General features: G+C 40.3%; 19 protein-coding genes and 1 pseudogene. 19 read left to right on the forward strand and 1 reads right to left on the reverse strand.

The window, feature by feature from the left end; all coding sequences use genetic code 11:
* The 10 genes and pseudogenes from DWX33_RS22800 to DWX33_RS08985 all read left to right on the forward strand — a co-directional run.
* Positions 1–194, forward strand: a pseudogene (locus DWX33_RS22800) (glycosyl transferase family 2); the annotation flags it as partial.
* 179 nt (positions 195–373) lie between these two features.
* Complete coding sequence (locus DWX33_RS08945; protein ID WP_008778955.1) at positions 374–2,113, forward strand: lipopolysaccharide assembly protein LapB; 1,740 nt, start codon at positions 374–376, stop codon at positions 2,111–2,113.
* Between the two features lie 96 nt (positions 2,114–2,209).
* Positions 2,210–2,572 carry a DUF3244 domain-containing protein gene (locus DWX33_RS08950; RefSeq protein WP_005863687.1) on the forward strand — a complete coding sequence of 121 codons (363 nt, stop codon included), beginning with the start codon at positions 2,210–2,212 and terminating at the stop codon, positions 2,570–2,572.
* A 26-nt stretch (positions 2,573–2,598) separates the two neighbouring features.
* The gene (locus tag DWX33_RS08955; RefSeq protein ID WP_005863685.1) at positions 2,599–3,477 is read left to right on the forward strand and encodes a tail fiber domain-containing protein; all 879 of its coding nucleotides are present in this window, start codon (positions 2,599–2,601) and stop codon (positions 3,475–3,477) included.
* A gap of 90 nt (positions 3,478–3,567) precedes the next feature.
* Positions 3,568–4,506 (forward strand): glycosyltransferase family 2 protein, encoded by a 939-nt coding sequence (locus DWX33_RS08960; RefSeq protein WP_122380230.1) that lies wholly within the window; start codon positions 3,568–3,570, stop codon positions 4,504–4,506.
* 177 nt (positions 4,507–4,683) lie between these two features.
* Positions 4,684–5,721 carry a tail fiber domain-containing protein gene (locus DWX33_RS08965; RefSeq protein WP_224201869.1) on the forward strand — a complete coding sequence of 346 codons (1,038 nt, stop codon included), beginning with the start codon at positions 4,684–4,686 and terminating at the stop codon, positions 5,719–5,721.
* A 47-nt stretch (positions 5,722–5,768) separates the two neighbouring features.
* Positions 5,769–6,155 carry a hypothetical protein gene (locus DWX33_RS08970; protein WP_008778959.1) on the forward strand — a complete coding sequence of 129 codons (387 nt, stop codon included), beginning with the start codon at positions 5,769–5,771 and terminating at the stop codon, positions 6,153–6,155.
* A gap of 28 nt (positions 6,156–6,183) precedes the next feature.
* Complete coding sequence (locus tag DWX33_RS08975; protein WP_121962021.1) at positions 6,184–12,339, forward strand: RHS repeat-associated core domain-containing protein; 6,156 nt, start codon at positions 6,184–6,186, stop codon at positions 12,337–12,339.
* A gap of 46 nt (positions 12,340–12,385) precedes the next feature.
* A complete protein-coding gene (locus tag DWX33_RS08980; protein WP_022193033.1) occupies positions 12,386–12,901 on the forward strand; it encodes a hypothetical protein in 516 nt (171 codons plus the stop codon).
* 497 nt (positions 12,902–13,398) lie between these two features.
* Positions 13,399–14,976 carry a PQQ-binding-like beta-propeller repeat protein gene (locus tag DWX33_RS08985; RefSeq protein WP_008778962.1) on the forward strand — a complete coding sequence of 526 codons (1,578 nt, stop codon included), beginning with the start codon at positions 13,399–13,401 and terminating at the stop codon, positions 14,974–14,976.
* 49 nt (positions 14,977–15,025) lie between these two features.
* Here the strand turns inward: DWX33_RS08985 and DWX33_RS08990 are convergent, their stop codons facing one another.
* On the reverse strand, positions 15,026–16,225 hold the full coding sequence (locus DWX33_RS08990; protein ID WP_008778963.1) for a hypothetical protein: 1,200 nt from the start codon (positions 16,223–16,225) through the stop codon (positions 15,026–15,028).
* A gap of 237 nt (positions 16,226–16,462) precedes the next feature.
* Here DWX33_RS08990 and DWX33_RS08995 point away from each other — a divergent pair, with 237 nt between their 5' ends.
* The 9 genes from DWX33_RS08995 (at position 16,463) to tyrS (ending at position 23,252) form a co-directional block, all read left to right on the forward strand.
* Positions 16,463–17,167, forward strand: a complete 705-nt coding sequence (locus DWX33_RS08995; protein ID WP_005860303.1) for a hypothetical protein — start codon at positions 16,463–16,465, stop codon at positions 17,165–17,167.
* Between the two features lie 151 nt (positions 17,168–17,318).
* Positions 17,319–17,723 (forward strand): PH domain-containing protein, encoded by a 405-nt coding sequence (locus DWX33_RS09000; RefSeq protein ID WP_122380231.1) that lies wholly within the window; start codon positions 17,319–17,321, stop codon positions 17,721–17,723.
* Positions 17,724–17,733: 10 nt separating this feature from the next.
* Positions 17,734–19,080: a dihydrolipoyl dehydrogenase gene (lpdA, locus tag DWX33_RS09005; protein ID WP_005860301.1), complete on the forward strand. Its 1,347-nt coding sequence runs from the start codon at positions 17,734–17,736 to the stop codon at positions 19,078–19,080.
* A 36-nt stretch (positions 19,081–19,116) separates the two neighbouring features.
* Positions 19,117–19,842: a DUF4271 domain-containing protein gene (locus tag DWX33_RS09010; protein WP_005860300.1), complete on the forward strand. Its 726-nt coding sequence runs from the start codon at positions 19,117–19,119 to the stop codon at positions 19,840–19,842.
* Positions 19,839–20,594, forward strand: coding sequence for a uroporphyrinogen-III synthase (locus DWX33_RS09015; protein WP_029257164.1), 756 nt, complete (start codon positions 19,839–19,841; stop codon positions 20,592–20,594). Before DWX33_RS09010 ends, DWX33_RS09015 begins: the two co-directional genes overlap by 4 nt.
* Positions 20,594–20,980, forward strand: a complete 387-nt coding sequence (rnpA, locus tag DWX33_RS09020; protein ID WP_009016771.1) for a ribonuclease P protein component — start codon at positions 20,594–20,596, stop codon at positions 20,978–20,980. Before DWX33_RS09015 ends, rnpA begins: the two co-directional genes overlap by 1 nt.
* The gene (gene yidD, locus DWX33_RS09025) at positions 20,980–21,201 is read left to right on the forward strand and encodes a membrane protein insertion efficiency factor YidD (RefSeq protein ID WP_005863660.1); all 222 of its coding nucleotides are present in this window, start codon (positions 20,980–20,982) and stop codon (positions 21,199–21,201) included. Before rnpA ends, yidD begins: the two co-directional genes overlap by 1 nt.
* Positions 21,185–21,856: a TatD family hydrolase gene (locus DWX33_RS09030; protein ID WP_057326766.1), complete on the forward strand. Its 672-nt coding sequence runs from the start codon at positions 21,185–21,187 to the stop codon at positions 21,854–21,856. Before yidD ends, DWX33_RS09030 begins: the two co-directional genes overlap by 17 nt.
* A gap of 103 nt (positions 21,857–21,959) precedes the next feature.
* Positions 21,960–23,252: a tyrosine--tRNA ligase gene (gene tyrS, locus DWX33_RS09035; RefSeq protein ID WP_008778966.1), complete on the forward strand. Its 1,293-nt coding sequence runs from the start codon at positions 21,960–21,962 to the stop codon at positions 23,250–23,252.
* The last annotated feature ends 242 nt before the right edge of the window (positions 23,253–23,494 follow it).

Below are 23,494 nucleotides of genomic sequence, written 5' to 3' on the forward strand. Positions count from 1 at the left end.
CAGTCTGTCTATTGGTTATCGGCTCATTCTTTTGCTGGTTGTTTCTGGTGCCTCTTATTATTTATGCCCTTTTATTGTTTGTAGACGCAATGTTCCGCAATAAATGTGATTTACGTGTAGGGTTGTTATCTGTAATAGCCTCTTTTACGCAATTGTTTGGATATGGAGTCGGTTTTTTGAGAAGTATTATTTGAAAATTCATTTAAATGGAGGGGTATGCACAGAGGCTATTGAAGGATACCAAACTAAAGGAAAAGATTTTTAGTTGAGTAGTAGGCTTAAAGAAGATATTTTTTTGTGGCAAATGAATATTTTTATTGATATTTGTGGATAAATTTTATAACTTGCGTTTAAGTTGTAAACTATAATCTAAATGAAGAGAACACTAGGACTGACTTTGCTACTTTTCGCTACCCTTTTTTCTTGTATGCGCCAAGAAAAACCATTACCTGCGGAACTATCTCGTGCGGAATCTGTTATGTGGGAGCATCCGGATAGCGCATTACTCTGTCTTTCCTCTTTGGATAGCTCAATCATGAATGAGCCGGAAAATATACGTATGTACCATGCTTTGCTTAAGATTAAAGCTAAAGATAAGCTGTATATTCCTCATGAATCAGACTCTTTGATTAAATCAATAGTTCAGTATTATGAGGACTATGGGACTCCAGATCAATTAATGGAGGCATATTATTATCTAGGAAGTACATACCGGGATATGGGAGATGCCCCAAGAGCGGTGAGAGCTTTTCAAGATGCTGCGGACATAGGGAAAGATAGTAAGCGATATGATATATTAGGACGGGTTTATGAGCAGATGGGATATCGACTGGCATATCAAGGTTTGTATGATGAGGCTCTCGAAGCTTATAGGAAATCGTATGAATACAAGATGTATGATAAAGGAAAAGGAGAGGTGATCGCATTGAGGAATATTGCTCGGATCTATAACGCCAAGCAAGATACAGACAGTGCTATATACTACTATCAATCTGCTTATGAGAAGGCATTGTTATTAAATGATCAATCGAGAATAGATAATGTACTAAGGGAATTGAGTAGCATCTATATAGATATGGGAAAATATGATTTGGCTAAAGATTTGTTCAGTAAGGTTTCAAGTATGAAGAATCAAGCAAATATATATTTTGGATTAGGTTGTATATATGAAAGTTATAAGCAAATAGATTCAGCTCTATATTATTTTGAGAAAGCAAATGAGTATGGGAATATCTATATGAAAAAAAATACGTATAGAATCTTATCCAAAATAAAAAACCAAGAAGGAGACCGTAAATTAGCCTTGAATTATGCGTATAAATGTATAGAACTGTCTGATTCAATTAAGAATCAAACAAAAACGGAAGCTGTAGCAAAAGTTAACTCATTATATAAGTATCAGCATACAGAAAAGGAGAATGTTCAATTGAAAATAGATAATGAAAAAAGAAAAATTCGCAATTATCAATTTGCATTATTTGTTGTTTTAATTATTTTCTTTAGTCTATGTTATATATATGTGTTAGAAAAGAAGAAAAAAGCAGCGATTGAAAAGGAGAAAAAAATACGTCTATTGAAAGAGAATCAATATGCGGAAAGTTTGGATTGTATTGAATATAATAATAAGAAAATTTCATATCTAGAGGAACTTTTGCAGCAATCGGAGTGTCAAAGAGATAATTTTAAAAAGCAACTTGTGCAATCTCAAAAGGAATTATTAGAACTATCAAACCGAAAGATTCTTACTTCTCAAAATGAAAAAAGTTTGCTTGAAATAGCTTTTCGAAAATCCGAAGTCTATCGGTTATTTCATGAAACAAGTAATAATACTGATACGGAAATTCAGAATAAGGATTGGAAGGAGTTGAGAAAAGAGATTGATACAACCTATTCAAATTTCACCGCTCAATTATATGCTTTATACCCGCAAATCTCAGAGTTAGAACTCCATATTTGTTATTTGATAAAAATATCCATGCCCGTGAAGGACATTGCAAGGTTAGTTGGACGCTCGACTCCTGCAATAACAGCATCCCGGATTCGTCTCTATAAAAAGATTCATGGAACAGAAGGTACCGCAGAAATGATGGATAAATTTATCGCTGATTTATAATAACTTAATCGCTGTAAACAAAAAGTAAATAAGAAGTAAATCCTATTTTGCTTATAGATTTCTCATAGAGACTATTTTTGTTTATAAAAATAGATAATGAAAAAGAGAAGTTTTATATTGGGATTAGTATTTCTGATGTTTGTTTCTTCAGTTGTGTATCCGAATAGAGTGAAGGATACTGAACAATCTTGGGAAGAAGAGGAAGATCGTTCTATAATATCTTCTCCTACATTATCAATAGATGAAAATAATATTTACATCCATTCTAATAAATTATTGGATGGACTTAATGTGAAAATTATAAATATAAAAGGAAATGTACTTTATAATGACATCATAACTGTTTCTTCTGAGATAGAATATCCTATTTCTATAGATTTTTTGCTGAATGGTGATTATAAGATATTTATCTCAAAAGGAAATAATTATTTGGTTGGATATTTTGATGTGTTAAAATAGATATTATCAACTTAAATCTTTAAATCATGAAAAGATCTGTATCTTTATTAGGCATACTATGCCTATTCGTATCGTTTAGTGTCCAAGCCCAGTACACGAACATACAGACGTGGGGACAAAAATTGTATTATAACGGGAGTGATTATCCGGGTACATTTTTGAAATTAAAAGTTGCGGTCGCTAATCCTCGTATCTCAGGAACAGGAGGAAAGGTCGTTTTCTATGATTCAGAAAGCTCCCAGTATAATTATATAGAAGTAAAGGGGGTTTATCAATCTTCGGATGCTCGGTTGAAAACCAATATCACTCCCTTAAATAGTGGATTAGGAACCATATTGGGGTTAAAACCGGTATCTTACAATTGGAAAAGTGAGACATCGCAATTGAGATCAGCAGAAGCGGTACCTTCTAAAGCTTTTGGTTTCTTGGCACAGGAGGTAGCTGAGGTTATGCCAGAGATTGTGACGTTAAGTTCCACAGGTGATAGCTTGGTGGATTACACGGCTGTTATACCCGTTTTAGTACAGGCTGTAAAAGAATTGGACGCTACTATCCAACAACTGGAATTGCAATTGGATGAAAAAGCTAATTTGTCTGATTTGCAGAATAACAAGAATTTGACGAGTAAGTCTTTGCTCTCGAATGCGGTAATGAATCAAAATACGCCGAATCCGTTTAATTCTACCACGAATATATCCTTTACGATCCCTACATCCGCACGTTCTGCTTTTATCTCTATTTGCAATTTGCAAGGAACTCAAGTTAAGAAATTCGATATCGCTACCCGGGGAGAAGGTAGTATAATGGTAAGCTTTTCTGATCTAGGTGTCGCAGGTATGTATATGTATTCTTTGGTAGTAGACGGACAGTTGATCTCAACGAAACGTATGCTATTGGTACAATAATATTTATTTCTATTGAAGCTATAGTTTTTTTGATAAGATTGAGTGATACCGTCTGTAGAGGGTATCCTCAATCTTTTTTATACAAAAGATATGCGTTTATATTCCATTATAATTCCTGTTTATAACAGGCCGGATGAGCTTGATGATCTGTTATCAAGCCTTTGCAAGCAAACCTATGTCCATTTTGAGGTTATCGTGGTGGAGGATGGCTCTACGATACCGGCGAAAGAGATCGTAAGGCGATACCAAGAGCGGTTGGACCTCCATTATTGTGTGATCACGAACTCCGGCCCGGGTATGGCGCGTAATCATGGCGCTAGGCAAGCGCTTGGCGAGTATCTGCTCATACTGGATTCTGACGTGGTACTACCCTCCACGTGGCTTGAGCATATACACGACTCGTTGAATCATTATCCGGTGGATGCGTTCGGTGGTCCGGATAAGGCGCATGCCTCGTTTTCCCCGATCCAGAAGGCGATCAATTACGCCATGACCTCATTCCTGACGACCGGTGGTATCCGCGGCGGGAAGAAAAAGTTGGATAAATTTTATCCCCGTAGTTTTAATATGGGAATAAGGCGGGATGTATATGAGCGTCTGGGCGGTTTTTCCGGCATGCGATATGGTGAGGACATTGATTTTAGCATACGGATCATGGAGGCTGGTTATCGGACCCGGCTATTTCCTTCGGCATGGGTTTATCATAAAAGGCGGACGGATCTCATGCAGTTCTTCCGTCAGGTGCGTCATTCGGGGGAGGCCCGGATCGCGTTGAACCGGAAACATCCCGGCTCATTGAAGCTGGTACATTGCTTACCGGCATTATTCACGTTTTCAGTCTGTCTATTGGTTATCAGTTCATTCTTTTGCCGCTTGTTTCTGGTGCCTCTTATTATTTATGCCCTTTTATTGTTTGTAGACGCAATGTTCCGCAATAAATGTGATTTACGTGTAGGATCGCTATCCGTAATAGCCTCTTTTACGCAATTGTTTGGATATGGTACTGGGTTCCTTAGAAGTATTATTTGAATGTTTATCTATTTATATTTTAGAACAACTTATATGAAAACAACAAGACTTTTTTCTTTCTTAATTTTAATTAGTTTAGTATCAAACGCAAATGCTCAACTCCGGGTTCTTTCAAATGGACGAGTACAAGCAGGCCTTTTAAAAGACAATAATGAGGACTTAGGAAATGTAACCTCAATGCAGATATATGGTCGGATAGGGGATGCACGCGCAGGTTCGAAATTAACATTTGGTGATTTTGGACAATATGCAAATCAAGGTTGGAATGTGTTTGCTGGAGAATATGGAACCACGGATACGGATCAACTTTGGTTGCATGGGAAATTGGGTATTTATATGACTACAAATGGTTATGCTAACAATGTCGTGGCGTATTACAATCCGGCTAGTAATACTAATTTCGTGTTCAATACGAATCTTCGTGTGAATGGAGTGAATATAACTTCAGACGCTCGCTTGAAGGAAAATGTAGAGTCGCTGCAAAATCCATTAGCTCTTTTAGAGCAAGTGAATGGGGTCTCTTATTCATACAACCTCTCTACACTTGAGGAGAATAGGGAGCAGGATGAGTCTAAGTTCTCTGCCACATTGGATAATGGGATATCGGGAAGTTCCTCCGATTCAGAGGAGATTATGGATGCCGCTACTATCGCAAAGATAAATAGAGACAAACAAATCCAAGCAGAGATAGATCGAAGAGAGGCAGCGGAGGCTAGTCGTAAACGAATTGGTTTTTTGGCTCAAGACATACAAAAGGTATTACCCGAACTTGTACAAACGGATGAAAACGGGATGATGTCTATAGATTATATAGGTTTTATTCCGCTTATCGTAGAAAGTATCAAGGAGATGCAACAAACGATCCAACAACAGAATGAGGTGATTGATAATTTGCAAGCTCTACTATCGCCGGAGGTACAATCTCAATTACGTTCGAACACGACTTCCACAAGTAATATAAGTGCTGTGGATGGCGCAAAATTATATAATAGGGAAGGTGCATCTGTCTCTTATACCTTACCGGCGACGTTTGTGTCTGCTAGTCTACAGATATTTGATGTCACAGGTAAACCCGTGAAAGTTATTAAGTTGGATAATGGAAGTAGTAATGTGGTAGAAGTAAGCCGTTCGGAACTTGGTTATGGAACGTTTATTTATACGTTGTTTGTGGATGGGAAGAAAGCGGATACTTTGAAGAAGTATGTAAGTCTGTAATCTCAAGGAATTAAAAATAGAAATAACAGAATCATAAATTCTTTGATATGAAAGAGAGAATCGTCTTTTTTACATGTATCGTATTGACTTGCTTATTTTCCCCGTTATCATCACAAGAGGTTGACACGAGAAGCTGTGTGAGTACTTATACAAATCAGACAGTTTCATCAAGTGTATCAGTTTTGGGCTGTAATACGTTGGCTGTCCAAAATGTAACCGTGGCAAGTAATGGTAATTTATCTCTTTCCGCTCCGGCGCAAATTACGATTAATGGGCCTTTTGAGGTAAAGTCTGGCGGAATTTTGAATATTAGGCAATCCCAACAAATGATATTTACTTATACTTATGATGCGTCAGGAAATAGAACAACACGGCAATTTAGTGCGATGGCTTCATCTTTGGAGGCCGTTCCCGTAGACCAAGAGGAGGATTGATCAAAATATAATTTAAGTATACTTATAGATGAAATTAATATATTTATATACGATAGGGATATTTATCATGTTTATGTCCCCATCTTCTTATTTATGTGCCCAAGGAGTTGCTGAGAATAATCAATTTTTCGATTGGAAGGAAAGTGATTACAAGGCTTATGAGGATTCTTTATTGAAGGCTTTATATCCTCCGGTTATAGCGAAAACTGCAGAAAATCCGGAAAGGTTTTCACAGCAACCTCAGGCTTTTGTTCCTAAAGCCATATCTGATAATACTTACGTTCCGACTACAGTTACAATAGATAAATCGAAAGCTGTAGGAGAGATACCGATACAAACAGGTGTTTCCCCGACTGGAGCTAAAACCTATACGGTTCCCATACAGGTTTATCCGGGTATAAATGGATTTGAACCCCAATTATCATTGGCTTATAATAGCCAGCAAGGAAATGGCATCGTTGGTATTGGATGGGGTATTGGCGGTGTGCAATCGATCATGCGTACGAGTAGGAATATTTATTATGATGGTAAGCCCCAAGGAGCTTTACGTACGAAAGCGGATGCGTTCGTGTTAGACGGGATGCGTCTTATAAAGATCTCAGAGAATGCGACAACTATTAATTATGAGTCCGAGCAAGGCAATATAAAAGTAAAAGCTTTTTTGTCCGGCGATGTCGTGAAATATTTTGAGGTATTTTATCCTAATGGAACCAAGGGCATATTTGGATATGCCTCAAATACAAGCAATAAGATCTTTTATCCGATAGTTTCTTTGTCTGACTTGCGAAATAATCAGATCCTATATACTTATGTCGAGCAAGAAAACCATTACAGATTGACAAAAGTTGCTTATAATGGTGCCTCTGTGGAATTTCAGTATCAAGCCTCACGACCGGACCCCTTGGTCTCTTTTATAGGGGGGCTTAAGACAGGGGAAAGCTACTTGCTGGCTAAAATCATCAGTAAATTAGGCTCTACTGCGCTTTGTACGTATAGCTTGAGCTATAAAAACCAGAACAATAGCTCAGTTTTAAGCCAGATAGATTATTCCGCCTCCGGGCAATCTCTGAACCCTATAAAGCTTTACTATGGAGAAGGCATAACAGATGGGTCTTATGATAATGGTTCTGTCACACAGCTATATAATTGGTATGAATCAACGGATCCTGCTCGTATCAAGGTAGTGAAAGGAAGGTATGATTATGCGTCGGGGGCAGATGGTTTGATCTCTTTGCCTAATGAGAATCCCTATTGGGAGCATTACAGACATTCGACGGCTTTTCAGCATTCCCAGAATAGATATGACAATAAATTCACCGGAGAAGAGAAAATCTATCTTTATGCCGGATTGAATAGCGAGTACGCTTCCCCCATGCCCAATCTTACGACCGGAGCTAATTTTATCGATATCTTTTGTGCGGATTTGGAGGGAAAGCAAGAAGAGCATATCATAAAAGTAAACAATGGCGTTTCCGGTGATAATGATCAAGTGACTTTCCGTGTATATAGGGCCAGTTTGACTGTGGGATTGGTATCTAAATATACACGGACTTTTAATTTCCCGACCGTATTGACCGATGCGGATGGGGCAAAGAGCATACATCCTAAGTTTTATTATACAGGGGATTTCAATGGGGATGGAAAACAGGAAGTACTAGCGGTCTCTTGCCATCATCCTTTTGGAGAGACCAGTAAGACCTCTAAATGCTATATATTTGATTTGGAAAGTGGTAAGGTCTTATATCAGAGTTACTTGTTTCCCTATAACGTTAATTTTGTAGGCACGGAGCAGCCTGATCCTGAGGACGCATTTCAGAAAACAGATAGACTTCTGGTATTAGATTATGATGGAGACGGGAAAAGTGACATCGCTCTTATTAATGACTCCGGGGTAAATATATATACTTTTGATGTTTCCGGTAGTACTTGGACGGGCCGAAAAGTCTCTACTTATACCGGATTAAAAAAGGTGGATCTAAAAGATCGCTCGCTGTTGCTGGGGGAGATCAACGGAGATGGGCTTATGGATTTGCTGGTATCTCCGAAAAAAAAGGATCCAGTCTATACGTGGGCCGCTTATAACTCGATGGGAGATGGACAATTTTATAAATCCACGTTTGCCGGTACTCAAAACTCGGGGATTTCTACGGATGGCTTTTTGCTACAAGATGTAAACGGGGATGGTATGACAGACTTGATCCGGTATCATAGCTCCGGTTTCTTCACTTACCTCGCTAAGAAAAATAACGTGGGTTCGGTTGAATGTGCCCAAAATTATACATCGAAATCAATCTTGATCCCGACTAATATAAACAGTCATAATTATTTTAGTCAATTGGTCAGCTTGAAGAATGGAGTGGTTACAAAATATTCATTCAAGAGGAATGACAATAAAGGCGTTTTGGCCACGGGTATGGCGAATAGTTTGGGAGTGGTCGAAAAGAACACATACCTGTTGATGAATGAGGAGGCCATATCTTCCGGTACTTATGCTAAGGGTGCGAACGCTGTTTTCCCGTATGTGGACATTCAAGAGTCTATTCCTGTCATAGCCTTTTCCAGTACTTATATGAAAGGTAACCGGGTTGATAATTTCACTTTCACGTACCGAGGTGGTGTTATTCACCGCCAAGGATTGGGGTTTAGGGGATTTGAGAGTATATTCCGTACGAATTTGAAAGGGCAGCTTACGGAGCAATATTTTGATCCTTATAAATATGGCATATTGAAGAGTGAGGTTTCACCTGAGGCGAAATCGACCTATAATTTTGCCGTTAATGTTCAAGCCAATAAAACGGTCAAGATACGTTTAAGCAATAAGACAGAGCAGGACTTGCTTAAGGGTATTACTGCTACTACCGCTTTTGTATATGATACTTATGGAAATGCGACGCAAGAGACTATCACTTACACTGGGGGTATTACGGTAAAAAAGGCGAACACATTTTATAACAATACGGCAGAGAGTGGATATCTTATTGGTTTCTTGACCGATCAGAGCGTGACTACTACTCGTAATAGCAGTACTTATACCGAGCGAATGAATATTCCTTCGCATACGAACGGCTATGCGAATAGCAAGGTGTTCTATAAGAATGGAAATAAAGCGAAAACTTACGAGTATGTTTATGATACTCCGGGTAATATCACAAAAGAGACGCTATTCTTGTATGGTTCGGATAAAGGGCTGAAGACCGAATATGCTTATGATACGAACGGTCGATTGAAAAAGGTGACAAACCCATTAGGACTTGCAAATGAGTTTTCTTATAATACGGAGGGGCGTATGTCTTCTGAGAAGGACCACCGGGGAAAGTCTACGGCGCATACGTATGATCCATTTGGTCGGGAGACAAGTGTCACGTTCCCTGATAATACTACCGCTACTGTATCTTACGGATGGTCGGAGGAAGGGACAAACGCTTTGTATGCCATAACCCGTTCTGTGACGGGTAAACCTACTACTAAAAGTGTATATGATGCGTTGAATAGAGAGGTAAGAACGGCCGAGACTCGTTTTAATGGCAGTTTTCTAAAAACGGATAAAATTTATGATAGTTATGGAAGGGTGCAAAAAGTCTCTCGTCCGTTTGCCGGTAGTTCGGCTACGGCTTGGAATATCTATAGTTATGATACGTATGATCGCTTAACCGCTATATCGGAACCTTCCGGAAGAAAAACGACTCATGGTTATAGCGGCAATAGTATAACAACGGTGGAGGATGGAATCTCTGTCAAGCGGACGTATGATGCGTTGGGCAATCTTATATCTGTGGTAGACCCAGCAGGAACGATTACCTATAATCTGCGTCCGGATGGACAACCTTCTTCTATCGTCGCACCGGGTAACGTGACTACTTCATTTGGTTATGATGGTTTCGGCCGTCGGACTAGCTTGGGCGATCCTAGCTCTGGTACGACAACTTATGCTTATGACGCATCCGGCAACCTATTGAAAGAGACGAACGCAAATAATAAGGTTATCAATTACACATATGATACGTATAATCGCCTTAAAACGGCGACTTTACCAGAGTTTACGACTACATATACTTATAATGGCTACGATGAGTTGACGAAGGTCTCTTCTTCTGTCGGAACTTCCATTGATTATGTATATGATGCGTTGGGTCGTCTGTCGAGCCAGACAGAGACGGCGGTAGACAATAAATATTTACGAAAGGATTATACCTATAACGGAGGAAATGTAAGCTCTATTAAGTATACGTCTCAATCCGGAGTTTTGACAACCGAGAATTATAATTATGCGAATGGTCATTTAGTTGAGACCAAGCTGAATAACCAAACATCCATATTTAAGCTCACGAAAGAGAATGACATGGGGTTACCTACCGAGGTACGCTCCGGTGCCTTATCTCGTACCTATGGATATGACAGTTATGGATTCCCTACTTCCAGGAAGATACAGAAAACAGGGGTGACCACATTCCTCCAGAATATGGAGTATGTTTTCGATCCTGTTAAACGGAACTTGACTTACCGGAAAGACATTAATGTATCCCAAGAAGAGAAATTCTCTTATGATAATCTTAATCGTCTGACTTCCTACAAAGGGCTTATGGCAACTTATGACGCGAAAGGAAATATCTTAACCAAAGGGGATGTCAGTGGTACATTCGCATATAATACAAGTGGCAAGCCTTACGCCATATCTTCCTCTAGCGTGGCAAATGGTATTATGTCTTCCGCCACACAGGTTATTAGCTATACCTCTTTCAAGCGTCCGAACGCTATTACGCAAGATGGTAACGTGGCCTCGTTTACCTATAACGGCAATCAGCAGCGTGTGAAGATGCAGGTGGCTAAAGGGGGTAGCCGTTTGTTGACCCGCTATTATTTGGGGGATTGCTATGAGATCGATGAGACTCCCTCGGGTAATAAGGAGAAGCTGTATTTGGCGGGAGAGAATTACTACGACGCTTCGGCGGTATTGGTGAAGGATCATACGAATAGCTGGAAACTTTATTATATAGGTCGTGATTATCTGGGAAGTATCACGGATATCATCACCGAGGCAGGGACGAAATACGCGAGTTATAATTTTGACGCATGGGGTCGCCAACGTAACTCATCCAGTCACGTTTACATCCCTTCGGGGCAGGAGGTAGAGTTGTTCCTTGGTCGTGGCTACAGTGGCCATGAACATCTTAAGGAGTTTGGTCTGGTAAATATGAACGCCCGCCTGTATGACCCGGCTCTGGGTCGTTTCCTCGCTCCTGATCCGTTTGTCCAGATGCCGGACTTGTCCCAGAACTTCAATCGTTACAGCTATGCCATGAACAACCCGTTGAGGTATGTGGACGAGGATGGAGAGTTTATCCATATTATAATAGGTGCGGTTATCGGAGGAACAGCAAATTTGATCTATAAGGCTGTATCGGGTCAACTTCATAGTTTCAAGGATGGATTTGCCGCATTTGGTATTGGAGCCGCCGCCGGAGGTTTGGGGGCTGCGACTGGTGGGTTGGCCTTTGCCGCTGCTGGAGGTGCCGCCGGGGGAATCGGAGGCTTTTTGGCTGGAGCCGCCGCAGGTTCGGCGAGTACGGCGGTGATGATGCCTGTCCAAAGTGCGGGTAACTCGTTGTATTTCGGGGACCAGTTTATGAGCTTGAAGGATTATGGCTTGGGTATTTTGGGTGGTGCCTTGACAGGTGGAATCGGAAACGGTATGGTTGCCGCCTTGAAAGGTAATAACTTCTGGACAGGTAAGGACGTTAAATTCGGACGGACGATCTTCTCGTTCAAGAACACGGCGACAAGACCGGCACCGGAGATGAGGTTGATGGAGGCATCTACTCCTTCAGTAAATGTAGAGCGACCAAATCTAACTGCTACAGGAGATAAAATATCTGTGGCTAATGATCATAATACTTATACTGTTTATCAAGGAGTTGATGCAAATGGAGATGTACGTTATATAGGGATTACTAGCAGAAAGCCAGAAGTTAGATTCTCAGAGCATTTGAATTCAGGGACGAATAGGGCTACACTTGATTATAGACCGATACAAGGAACTGGGAACTTAAATAAGTTAGATGCTAGAATAATGGAGCAGAAATTGATAAATCGATATGGAATGCAGAAGAATGGAGGTTCTTTATATAATTTAAGAAATGAGATAAAACCTAAGTTTTGGGATAAGCATGGAATAGGTAAGTATTAATTTATAAAAATATTATCTTTACTGCAAAAAAGAAACTTGTGATAATATGGCAAAACGAATAGTGACAAAAATGGGAGATATTTTTTGTGTAGAAATAGATAATGGTTATAAAAGATTTTTTCAATATATCATTAATGATATAGAAGCTTTGAATAGCTCTGTAATACGAGTTTTCAAGACCCATTATCCCATGGATTATAGGCCGATTATAGAGGAGATTGTGATGGATGAGGTAGAGTTCTATGCCCATACGGTTTTACGTGCAGGGATAGTTTATGGGGCTTGGTACAAAGTTGGCAACTCAAAAGAGATAGGTGAAGGTCATAAGGATGTTCTATTTGGAACAGCTAGTGATGTCCGAGTTCTTCCAAACAAAGAACTTGAGTTTGTCAGTCCTTCGGAGAATTGGTATGTATGGCACATTAATGAACCTCCTTTGTTTGTAGGTAAACTTACGGAAAAGTATAAGGATTTAGAACAAGGTGATGTAATGTCTTATGTTTCTATAATTGATAGGTTGAGAAATGGAAGGTATATGCGTAAATGTCAAGGGAATGGATAGTTATGAAAAGAAACAGTGAATATAAATAATATGAAAGAATAGATAGTAGAATGGCTTTTGAATTTATGCCGTAACGAGGTAATACCAGAAAATAATGTAACATTAAATTTTGGTGTTTTTGAGTCTATATTAAAAAATAGGCTGTTTCGTGATAGAAAATGAGACAGCCTATTTTTTTGTTTGAGTTTTGTATATGTACTGATGCCGAGCTTATTTCTGAACTTTAATAAGTGTAGTTACACTATACAATCTGTTGATATATCTATCATCATAGAAGGCTTATCGGTGGAGCCGCCGCAGGTTCGGCGAGTAGGGTGATGATGATGCCGGTTCAAAGTGCGGGTAACTCATGATTTACAACCCACTATTGATAGAATACGATCAGGAAAGTTGTTTACGTTTCGTCATGATGGATCAACCTAATTATAATAATGTGACTTGTATTTCGTTAGAAAAATATCAAAAGTGAAATTGTATCAAATAATTATTGTGGAGATATGAGGGTCATCAAAATTTTCTTGCTGTTTGTTTGTTGTATTTCATTAGATGTACAATCTCAAACATTTTTGTCGGACACATTGGGTATCAATGAGGATGGCTCTGTTATCATTGCTAAAAGTTTGGCTTTACCCGGCTGGATTCTTGGAGTGGATGTGGATTCGACGGATAATTTGCTTTTTATCCGGTATCGGAATTTGTCGAAAAATGAGACTTCCTTGAAAAATAAGGGGGGAATATCCGTTTACTCCTTGGCTGATCAGAGGATGCTATGGCAACGTCCTGTCAATTATTTTAATCAAGATCCAAAGTTGACTTCAGAGGGAGTTTTGTTCGTGACAATGGGGAAGGCTACATCGTTGCTGGATTTGAAAACAGGTAATGAGGTTTGGAAGAAAAAGAAAATGATTCCTTATTGTGTGGACGCTAAGAACCGGATGTTTTTGGCTTATAAAGGCAGTTATATGAACGGGGTGTCTAACGAGTTGGAAGGCCATAGCCTTGCGACGGGAGAAAAGATGTGGAGCCGGAAAATGAGCCATGTATATGGATGGAATGAGAGTGGTTTACTGGATGACTCTACTCGATTGATTGTCTCGGATGGGATTCATCTGGTTCACATGGGAAATGGGGAAGGGCCGAGTTATGCCATGCCGACTGGGGCAAGTGATTATAAAGAGGCCGTCGCTCTTGGTGCGCTCGGTGTGGTGACGGGTGTCTTAACCGGTTTTGCAGCAGTGCCTACCGGGCCGAAGAAGGTGATGGAACTGGTATCGAATGTTTTATCGGACGACACGGTTTTTTACGTGGCAAGCCGGGAGAATTTGTTTTGTCTGGATCGGCAGTTGCAACCTAAATGGGGGTATCCGATACCTGATGGAATGGGATCTCGCTCTCATTTGTTTGCGAGAGGAGATAGCCTTTATATGATTAATATGGGAACAGGGTATCGAAATACTATTTTTGATACTTCTGAGGCTTATGCTCACGAATACTTAAGACTGAAGGTTGGCTGGCCGTTTATCGCCTGCTTCGATAAACGAAAGGGGGAGAAGGTTTGGTTTCGCCAGCTCTCGGATAAGAAAGAGATGGTGGAGGAGTTTGATATAAATTGGGAAGAGGATGCTCTGATGGTGTTGTTTTCCGATCATATCCGGAAATACTCGTTATCTGGGGATTCCTTATTGAGTGAGGTATCATGGAATACCGAAGTAAACGGGAAGTTATTATATCTTACCAATTCTTCTTATTTCTTGCAGGATTTTGAGGATAGTACATCTTATCAGCGATATAAACGCCCGGATTCGATTTATTGTTTGGTTACAGATAAGAATGAAATGGTTGAGCTAGACCAACAACTGAATGTTTTACAAACTTATCCTTTGTCTAGGTTACGTCCATTCAGGGATTTACCAAATGGGGATAATTTGATATTCTTGGGAGACAAAACATTGTGGGTTAATTCAAAGGGTGAAAAGAAAGCTTATTTACATACCTCATCCAAGATGTTTAGGGTAGGTGAAAAGTTTTTCATCTATAGTTTGGATGGTAAAAAGATATATGAATTTCCTTTATAATTAGGGGATATCCAAAGGCGGGTTGGATTGGTAAGTCGTATACAAATGCTTACATGGATAGAATCCCTGTTTTTGACAATGTATCCAAATAGTTTATTATATAACTATCAATGTTTTTAGGTTCTAGGGTATCCCTTGTCCAAGAAACTTGCTTTCCTGTTTCATCAATTTCTTTTTTAGCCCTATACAATAAATCGAAGTCACGCAGTAAAGATATTTTGGAATGTATATATAGTTGACTTAAGCATTGGATTACTTCTAAGACAGTTCTTCTTTTGTGATAATTTTCAAATAAGAGAAATCGAAGATAGTTCAAAAGTATGTATTCTTTGTTAATATCTAAATTGAACTCACATATAAGAATATCCATTCTTTTCCTTAGATCCTTTTGATTATCTATACAAGGTATCTGAGAAGCGAAGTCTTGCATGTTCTTGTTGACAAAGTCTGCTTTTATCATATTTTTAGACCAGGTTATCCATTTTTCATCAATTTCCATATCAAATACTGTCATGGCAAGTATCTCGAGGGTGTTTGGTACTTTATTTAATATTGCGGTGGGATTATAGAATGTGGATGTACGCAAATCAAAACGTCTCATAGCGTACAAAAGTTCTTCAATACTTTTATTTAGGTCTAACTTCGGAAAGACTTTGACTGGTATGGTGAAAAAAGCCATGTCTTGCTTTATCTCAAAAATACATTTCTCGCTCAGATAGCGATTCACATTTTCGATATGCTGTTCTTTGTCTTTTATTGATTTAGGTATATAATAAGGAATAATCATGCAAGTGAACCAATCTTCTTTTCCTTCATTCTTTAAAAGGCAAACCTCAATTCTGAAAAGTTTTCCCTCTTTTATGCATTCGAATGCTGTTTGGCTGACCTTTTTGGGTGGACTATCCCAAAGATAGAGTCCCAATCCTTGAAGTATGTATTTTCTTAATGTCTTTGGTCTCTTATAATTGTTGATAAAAGTCAATGTCAATGTCAGAGGTAAAATAAATATGAAGGGAATCAATGAGATTGCGATCAGTAGGTCCAATGGAATATTTCCGGATATGAGACCTGTAATAATTAGAATAGCCATACAAGGTATACAAAGGATAGTCACTAAAGAAAGTGAATATAGTAACCATCCTTTCAAGGTCAGAAACTCTAGATGAGTAAATTTACCCAAATCATGTATTATTAATTGTAGGTATTGTTTGATTGTAGAGATTGATATCTTATTTTCTTCCAGTTCCATTATGCTTGTTTAATGTCTATATTAATTACAAAATTACAACATATCCTTTATAAACTGGTATATTTCATGTAAATATGTAATAGATTACTTCATAGTTATGGTTAAATGTATTGTCAAGAAAGATATTTTGGCTATTTTTAATTTTTACCTTCTGAACATTTAGGGGTTCACTCTGTTTTAACAAAGCATTGGATATCCGGCATGTATTTAGTAGTGAATTAATTAAACGTCAAAATTATGAAGGTGAAAATATTATACACGGCTTTAATCTCATTGATCGCGGGAGGAGCGATGGCGCAAGATTGTACGTTCTTCTTTCCGCAAACAGAGGGAACGGTATGGGTCCGTAAAGGATATGACGCGAAGGGAAACTTACAATCTGTTATGAGTTATCAAGTGGATGAGGTGGAAACATTGCCTTCCGGCCAAGAGGTGGAAGCGGACTACGTATATACTAATCCCTCCGGTACGATCGTGAACAAAGGAGATATCAAGGCATACTGCCAGAATGGAGAATTTTTCCTCGACTCGAAAGAGACGCTCTCTTATCCGGGAGTGGTATCGGAAATGAATACGAATGTGGATATCACGGAGAACTTTATAAATTACCCAAATCCGTATGCGGCTAATTTCGATAAGAATAACGTGTATTTCGACGAGGCTTCCGTAAAGATCTACGATAAGAAGAACCGGAAGAATCGTAAGGATATGGCCATTAAGGATCGTGAGTTTATTAAAACGGAAAGCATAACAACTCCTGCCGGTACGTTCGATTGCGCTAAGGTAAAATATAATATCGCTACACGTTCCCCTAAATCAAAGGAGACAATCACTGGGTATGGCTATGAGTGGTACAGCCCGAATGTAGGCTTAGTGCGTACGGAACAATATGATAAGAATAACGTATTACAATCCTATACGGTATTGGAAGAATTAAAATAAAAAAGGCGACTACAATCTTATGATTTGTATTAACCGGTTTAAGTGGATACGCTGTTGCTGAGAAGTGACAGCGTATTTTCTTTTATGGGAAAGATTGGGCAATTTTCTTTTTGTTTGACGTTTTTCGTTAACTTGCGGCAAATTTCGAAAAATGGAAAGAGAATATAAATCAAAAGTGGGATGGTGGTATCATCTGGTGATTATCATGGTGGTAATTGGTTGTGTGGCTGCGTTTTTGCGTACCAATATATCGGTTATAGTGGGTATGATGGTCGCTGCGTTGGGGGTGCTTCATGTTTTCTTTAATACGTATTACCGGATAACGGAAGATGATATGTTGATAGCGCATTGTAGTATTTTCCCGGAGAAGAAGATCGCTATCGCTGATATAGAGGCGTTGGAATCTATCGTGATGCCGGTGTCAAGCTACGCCCTTTCGTTGGATCGGCTGATCATATGGAGCAATGGGAAACCTTGGATGCTCATATCTCCGACCAACCGGGCTGATTTTATCAAACAGTTGAGAAAGATAAATCCTAATATACAACTTAAATAGATCTAATAGTATGAAATACGATGTCGCTATAATCGGTGGAGGTCCTGCCGGTTATACTGCCGCGGAGAGAGCGGCGCAGGGTGGGCTTTCCACGATTCTTTTTGAGAAAAACGCATTGGGCGGGGTTTGTTTGAATGAGGGATGCGTGCCGACAAAGACGCTTCTTTATTCCGCTAAGACGTATGATAATATCAAGCATGCTTCCAAGTATGCGGTGAAAGCGGAGAATCCTTCTTTTGATCTCCCGAAAATCATCGCCCGTAAGAATAAGGTCGTGAAAAAGCTGACAGCCGGTATCCGTATGAAAATGACGGAGCATGGCGTGGTGATGGTTACGGCGGAAGCTTGTATCCAAGGACGTGCGGCCGACGGGACGATTACGATCGCTGCCGGAGAAGAGCTATACGAGGCTGCGAACCTTTTGATCTGTACGGGATCAGAAACGGTAATTCCTCCTATACCCGGATTGGCGGAGACGGAATATTGGACGAGCCGGGAGGCGTTGCAATCGAAGGAGCTTCCGGCCTCTTTGGTGATAATCGGTGGAGGCGTGATCGGTATGGAGTTCGCTTCTTTCTTCAATAGCCTTGGGGTAGAGGTACATGTCGTGGAGATGTTGGATAAGATATTAGGCCCGATGGATCGTGAGCTGTCCGAAATGTTGCAAGCGGAATACGCTAAACGGGGGATTAAGTTCTATCTAAGTCATAAAGTGACCGGGGTGCATGGAACCGAGGTTTCTGTAGAGAAAGACGGGGAGACATTCACGTTGCATGGCGATAAGGTCCTTTTGAGTGTAGGGCGTCGTCCGGTTACGAAAGGTTTTGGCTTGGAGACACTGGCTCCGGAGACTTTTCGTAATGGGGTGAAGGTGAATGAGTACATGCAGACTTCCCTGCCAAATGTATATGCTTGCGGTGATATTACCGCTTTTTCCTTACTGGCGCATACGGCAGTTAGCGAGGCGGAGGTGGCCGTGGATCATCTCTTGGGCAAATCGCGCCCGATGAGTTATAAGGCTATTCCGGGTGTCGTTTATACGAATCCGGAGATCGCCGGTGTCGGGAAGACAGAGGAGGAGTTGCAGGCAGAAGGTATTTCGTATACCGTGAAAAAAATACCGATGGCATTCTCTGGGCGTTTTGTCGCGGAGAATGAGATGGGGAATGGTGTTTGTAAGTTGATCTTGTCGGAGGATGAGACGTTGATCGGTGCCCATATGTTGGGTAATCCGGCCTCGGAGTTGATCGTGATCGCCGGAATCGCTATTGAGAAGGGGATGAAATCGGATGAGTTAAAGTCGTTTGTGTTCCCGCATCCTACGGTAGGAGAGATTATTAAGGAAGCGCTTTATTGAAATAATTATGTACCTTTGTGCCGATAATAGCGGCACATGGGTACATTTGAAGGATATGTAGGGATTCGTTTGTGGGACGGACAATTGGTGGACGATGTGGTCTTTAGCCTTTTGTTCGTCTTATTTATGTGTTTTGCGTTGGTGTTCCGTACCAATTATCGTTTATTCCTGAAGATGATGCGTGATGTGGTATATGTGAAAGAACGTCAAAATTTATTTGAGGTAACGAGGGGGAGCGAATGGCTCTTCCGGAATTTCATGACGTTTCAAGCCTTGTTTCTTTGTAGCGTTTGCCTTTTTGCTATCGCTAGGGCATATGGGTATTTCAACCATTTGCTAGAAAATACGGTATTGATATCTATTGGGTTGATAATGATGGTATTGATACTGTTTTATTGGTGTAAGCGCTGTTTCTATTATTTATTGGGGGTTGTTTTTACGGATGCTCCGAAATACAAGTTTTGGAAGACTAATTATAACGCTATTATAGGAGCGTGGGGGATTTGTTTATACATTCCGGCACTTTGGTTGGTATTCGTGGGGAGCAGTATACAGATTCCTGTTTTGTTGTTTGTATTTTTCTATATTCTGTGTCGTTTTGTGATAATTTATAAGACCATACGGATATTTCACAGGAAAAATAGCAGTTTTTTATATATTAGTTTGTACCTTTGCGGCCAAGAAATATTGCCTTTAGTTTTTCTGTATGAAGGCATTATTTATTTGTATAACTTTATCGAGTCAAGTACTCTATGGCATTGAATATTAAAAAATTATTGGTATCACAACCGAAGCCTGCATCGGAGAAATCACCATATTTCGATATTGCAGAAAAATACGGTGTGGAAATAGATTTCCGCCCGTTCATCAAGGTTGAACCTTTATCTTCCAAGGAGTTCAGGCAGCAACGAATCTCGGTTTTGGATCATACCGCCGTTATTTTTACGGCTCGTACGGCTATCGATCATTTCTTTCATTTATGCGAGGAATTGCGTGTGGCTATCCCGGAAACGATGAAGTATTTCTGTATGACAGAGGCGATCGCTGTTTATCTCCAGAAGTATATCGTTTATAGAAAACGTAAGATTTTTTATGGTCAGACCGGTAAGGCAGATGATTTGGTGACTGTTATCGCCAAACATGCGAAGGAGAAATACCTAGTACCTGTTTCCGATGTACATAAAGATGATCTATTCGCTTTGTTAGACGCAAAGAAAATCAACTATACGAAAGCGGTGATGTTCCGTACGGTGAGCAATGATTTCGCGAAGGACGAGAAATTCGATTATGATATGTTGGTTTTCTTTAGTCCGTCGGGTATCTCTTCCTTATTGAAGAACTTCCCGGATTTCAAGCAAGACGATATAAAGATCGGCTGCTTTGGCCCTACTACGGCAAAGGCTGTTAAAGATGCGGGTCTGCGTTTGGACGTTGAGGCTCCCACGGTGGAAGCCCCTTCTATGACTGCTGCTTTGGATTTATATCTGAAAAAACAGCAAGACGGTAAAAAATAATGACGACAAAAAGGTATACCCTTTCAAAAGAAGAACGCCTGTCGTGGAAACGTTACATTGACCTATTATTCGAAAAAGGACAATCGTTCGTGGCGTTTCCACTGCGGGTCGTTTATTTACCGATGGAGGAAGAGATGCCTGCCCGTGCTTCCTTCTTAGTGAGTGTACCGAAGAAAAAATTTAAGAGAGCCGTAAAGCGTAACTTGATCAAACGACAGGTACGTGAGGCTTACCGGGTTCGTAAATATGATTTACTGGAACCGTTGGAAGCGAAGAATAAGGGCATGTTAATCGCTTTCCTGTACCTCGATAAAGAGATCCATCCGTACGCTGCGATGGAAAAGGCAATGAAGAAAGCGATCCATATCCTTCGGGATAAAGAATAATGAGACGCTTTTTTACCACATTACTCTTATTGCCGGTTTATTTCTATAAATATTGTATCTCTCCTATGACACCGGCTTCGTGCAGGTATACGCCCACTTGTTCCGAATATGCGGTGCAAGCCTTGAAGAAATATGGCCCTGTGAAAGGATTGTATCTTGCGGTTAAACGAATACTTCGTTGCCATCCTTGGGGTGGGAGCGGTTATGATCCGGTTCCGTAACGCCATGGGTTATTATGATATACATACGCATCAGATGCCTTTCCATAAGGAGGATATCGCGATTATAAATAGGATCGTGAGTCCAATGGGTGATATGCAGCCGGGTCCACTTCTTGATACGGTTATTCGCTCATATGGTATCCATCCGTGGTATATATATAATGTAAAGGAGCAGATGGACTTACTTAGGGTATTGGTGTCTGGTTCGGGAGTCGTGGCGATCGGAGAGGCTGGACTTGATACACTGGCCGAATCTCCAATGGATTTGCAAAAAGAGGTGTTTCTGGCACAAGCTAATTTAGCGGAGGAAACACATAAGCCATTAATCATCCATTGCGTAAAAGCGTGGGCGGATCTCATTGCCTGTAAAAAGGCCGTGAAACCGGAGATGCCTTGGATTATCCATGGCTTTCGAGGTAATGGTGAACTTGCCTCCCAATTGGTTCGCTTGGGGTTTTATCTCTCCTTTGGAGATCGTTTTAATCCATCGGCTTTGCGTGCCGCATGGCCTGATTTCCTTTTCTTGGAGACCGATGATAAATCGATTGATATCCGCGGGGTCTACCAAAATGTAGCGGAAGCGTTGGATATTCCGGAAGAAAAGCTGCGGATTCAAATCGCTAAAAACGTTTCTATCTTCCACCTAAACGGATAATTATCAATTATCAATTTTCGATTCTCAATTAAAAAGTCGTACCTTTGCCTCGTATGAGATAAAGTGACAAATATATTAATGTAATACGATATAAATTAATACGATGAATTTTGTAGAAGAATTAAGATGGAGGGGCATGATCGCTGATATGATGCCCGGGACGGAAGAGCAATTGCAGAAAGAGTTGACATCGGCCTATGTGGGGATCGATCCAACGGCAGACTCTTTGCATATCGGACACTTAGTAAGTGTGATGATGCTGAAGCATTTCCAACGTGCCGGTCATCGTCCTATCGCTTTAGTGGGTGGCGCTACCGGTATGATCGGTGACCCGTCTATGAAGTCTGCCGAGCGTAATTTGCTGGACGAGGCTACTCTTCGTCACAATCAGGATTGCATCAAGAAACAATTGGCTAAGTTCCTTGATTTTGACTCCGACGCTCCTAATGCCGCTAAGTTGGTGAACAACTATGACTGGATGAAGGGTTATTCTTTCTTGAATTTTATCCGTGATATCGGTAAGCATATTACCGTGAATTACATGATGGCTAAGGATTCTGTGAAGAAGCGTTTGAGCCGCGAATCCAGTGTAGGTATGTCTTTCACCGAGTTTTCTTATCAATTGCTACAAGGCTACGATTATTTGTATTTGTATGAGCATGAGGGTTGCCGCCTACAGATGGGTGGTACTGATCAATGGGGTAATATCACGACTGGTACGGAATTGATCCGCCGTACGTTGGGAGGGGAGGCTTATGCCTTGACTTGCCCGTTAATCACGAAGGCCGACGGTGGTAAGTTCGGAAAGACGGAATCCGGTAATATCTGGTTGGATCGTCGCTATACTTCTCCGTATAAATTCTATCAATTCTGGTTGAACGTAAGCGATGCTGACGCCGCCAAGTATATCAAGATCTTCACGGACTTGAGCCAAGAAGAGATCGCCGCTTTGGAGGCGGAGCAAGAGGCCGCTCCTCATTTGCGTCCGTTGCAGAAACGTTTGGCGAAAGAAGTGACTGTTATGGTTCACTCTTTGGAAGATTATGAGGCCGCTGTCGAGGCTTCCAATATCTTGTTTGGTAACTCCACGCACGAGGCTTTGTTGAAATTGGATGAGGACACATTACTAGCCGTATTCGAGGGTGTTCCTCATTTCGATATCTCCCGTGATGAATTGGCCGCAGGAATCAAGGCTGTTGATTTGTGTACTGAAAAAGCCGCTATCTTCCCTTCAAAAGGTGAGATGCGTAAATTGGTACAAAGTGGTGGCGTAAGTTTTAACAAAGAGAAATTAGCGGAGGTTGATACTGTAATCGACTGTTCTTCACTGCTTGACGATAAGTATTTATTGGTTCAAAGAGGTAAGAAAAATTATTATTTGTTGATCGCAAAGTAAAAAAATAATCAAAAAATTTGCAAGGTAAGATTTTATTCTTACCTTTGCATCGCTTTAGTAAAGCAATCGGATTGTCTCATGGTGTAATGGTAGCACTACAGTTTTTGGTTCTGTCTGTCGAGGTTCGAATCCTCGTGAGACAACTCAACAATCCAGAGAGAGGGATGTCAATTGTGGCATCCCTTTTTTATTTTGTGACATTTTCTCGTATAGATAGCTTATCCGATAAATCCCTAGGGAAA

This window comes from Parabacteroides sp. AF19-14 (genome assembly GCF_003635485.1).
GTDB classification, from domain to species: Bacteria; Bacteroidota; Bacteroidia; order Bacteroidales; family Tannerellaceae; genus Parabacteroides; species Parabacteroides distasonis.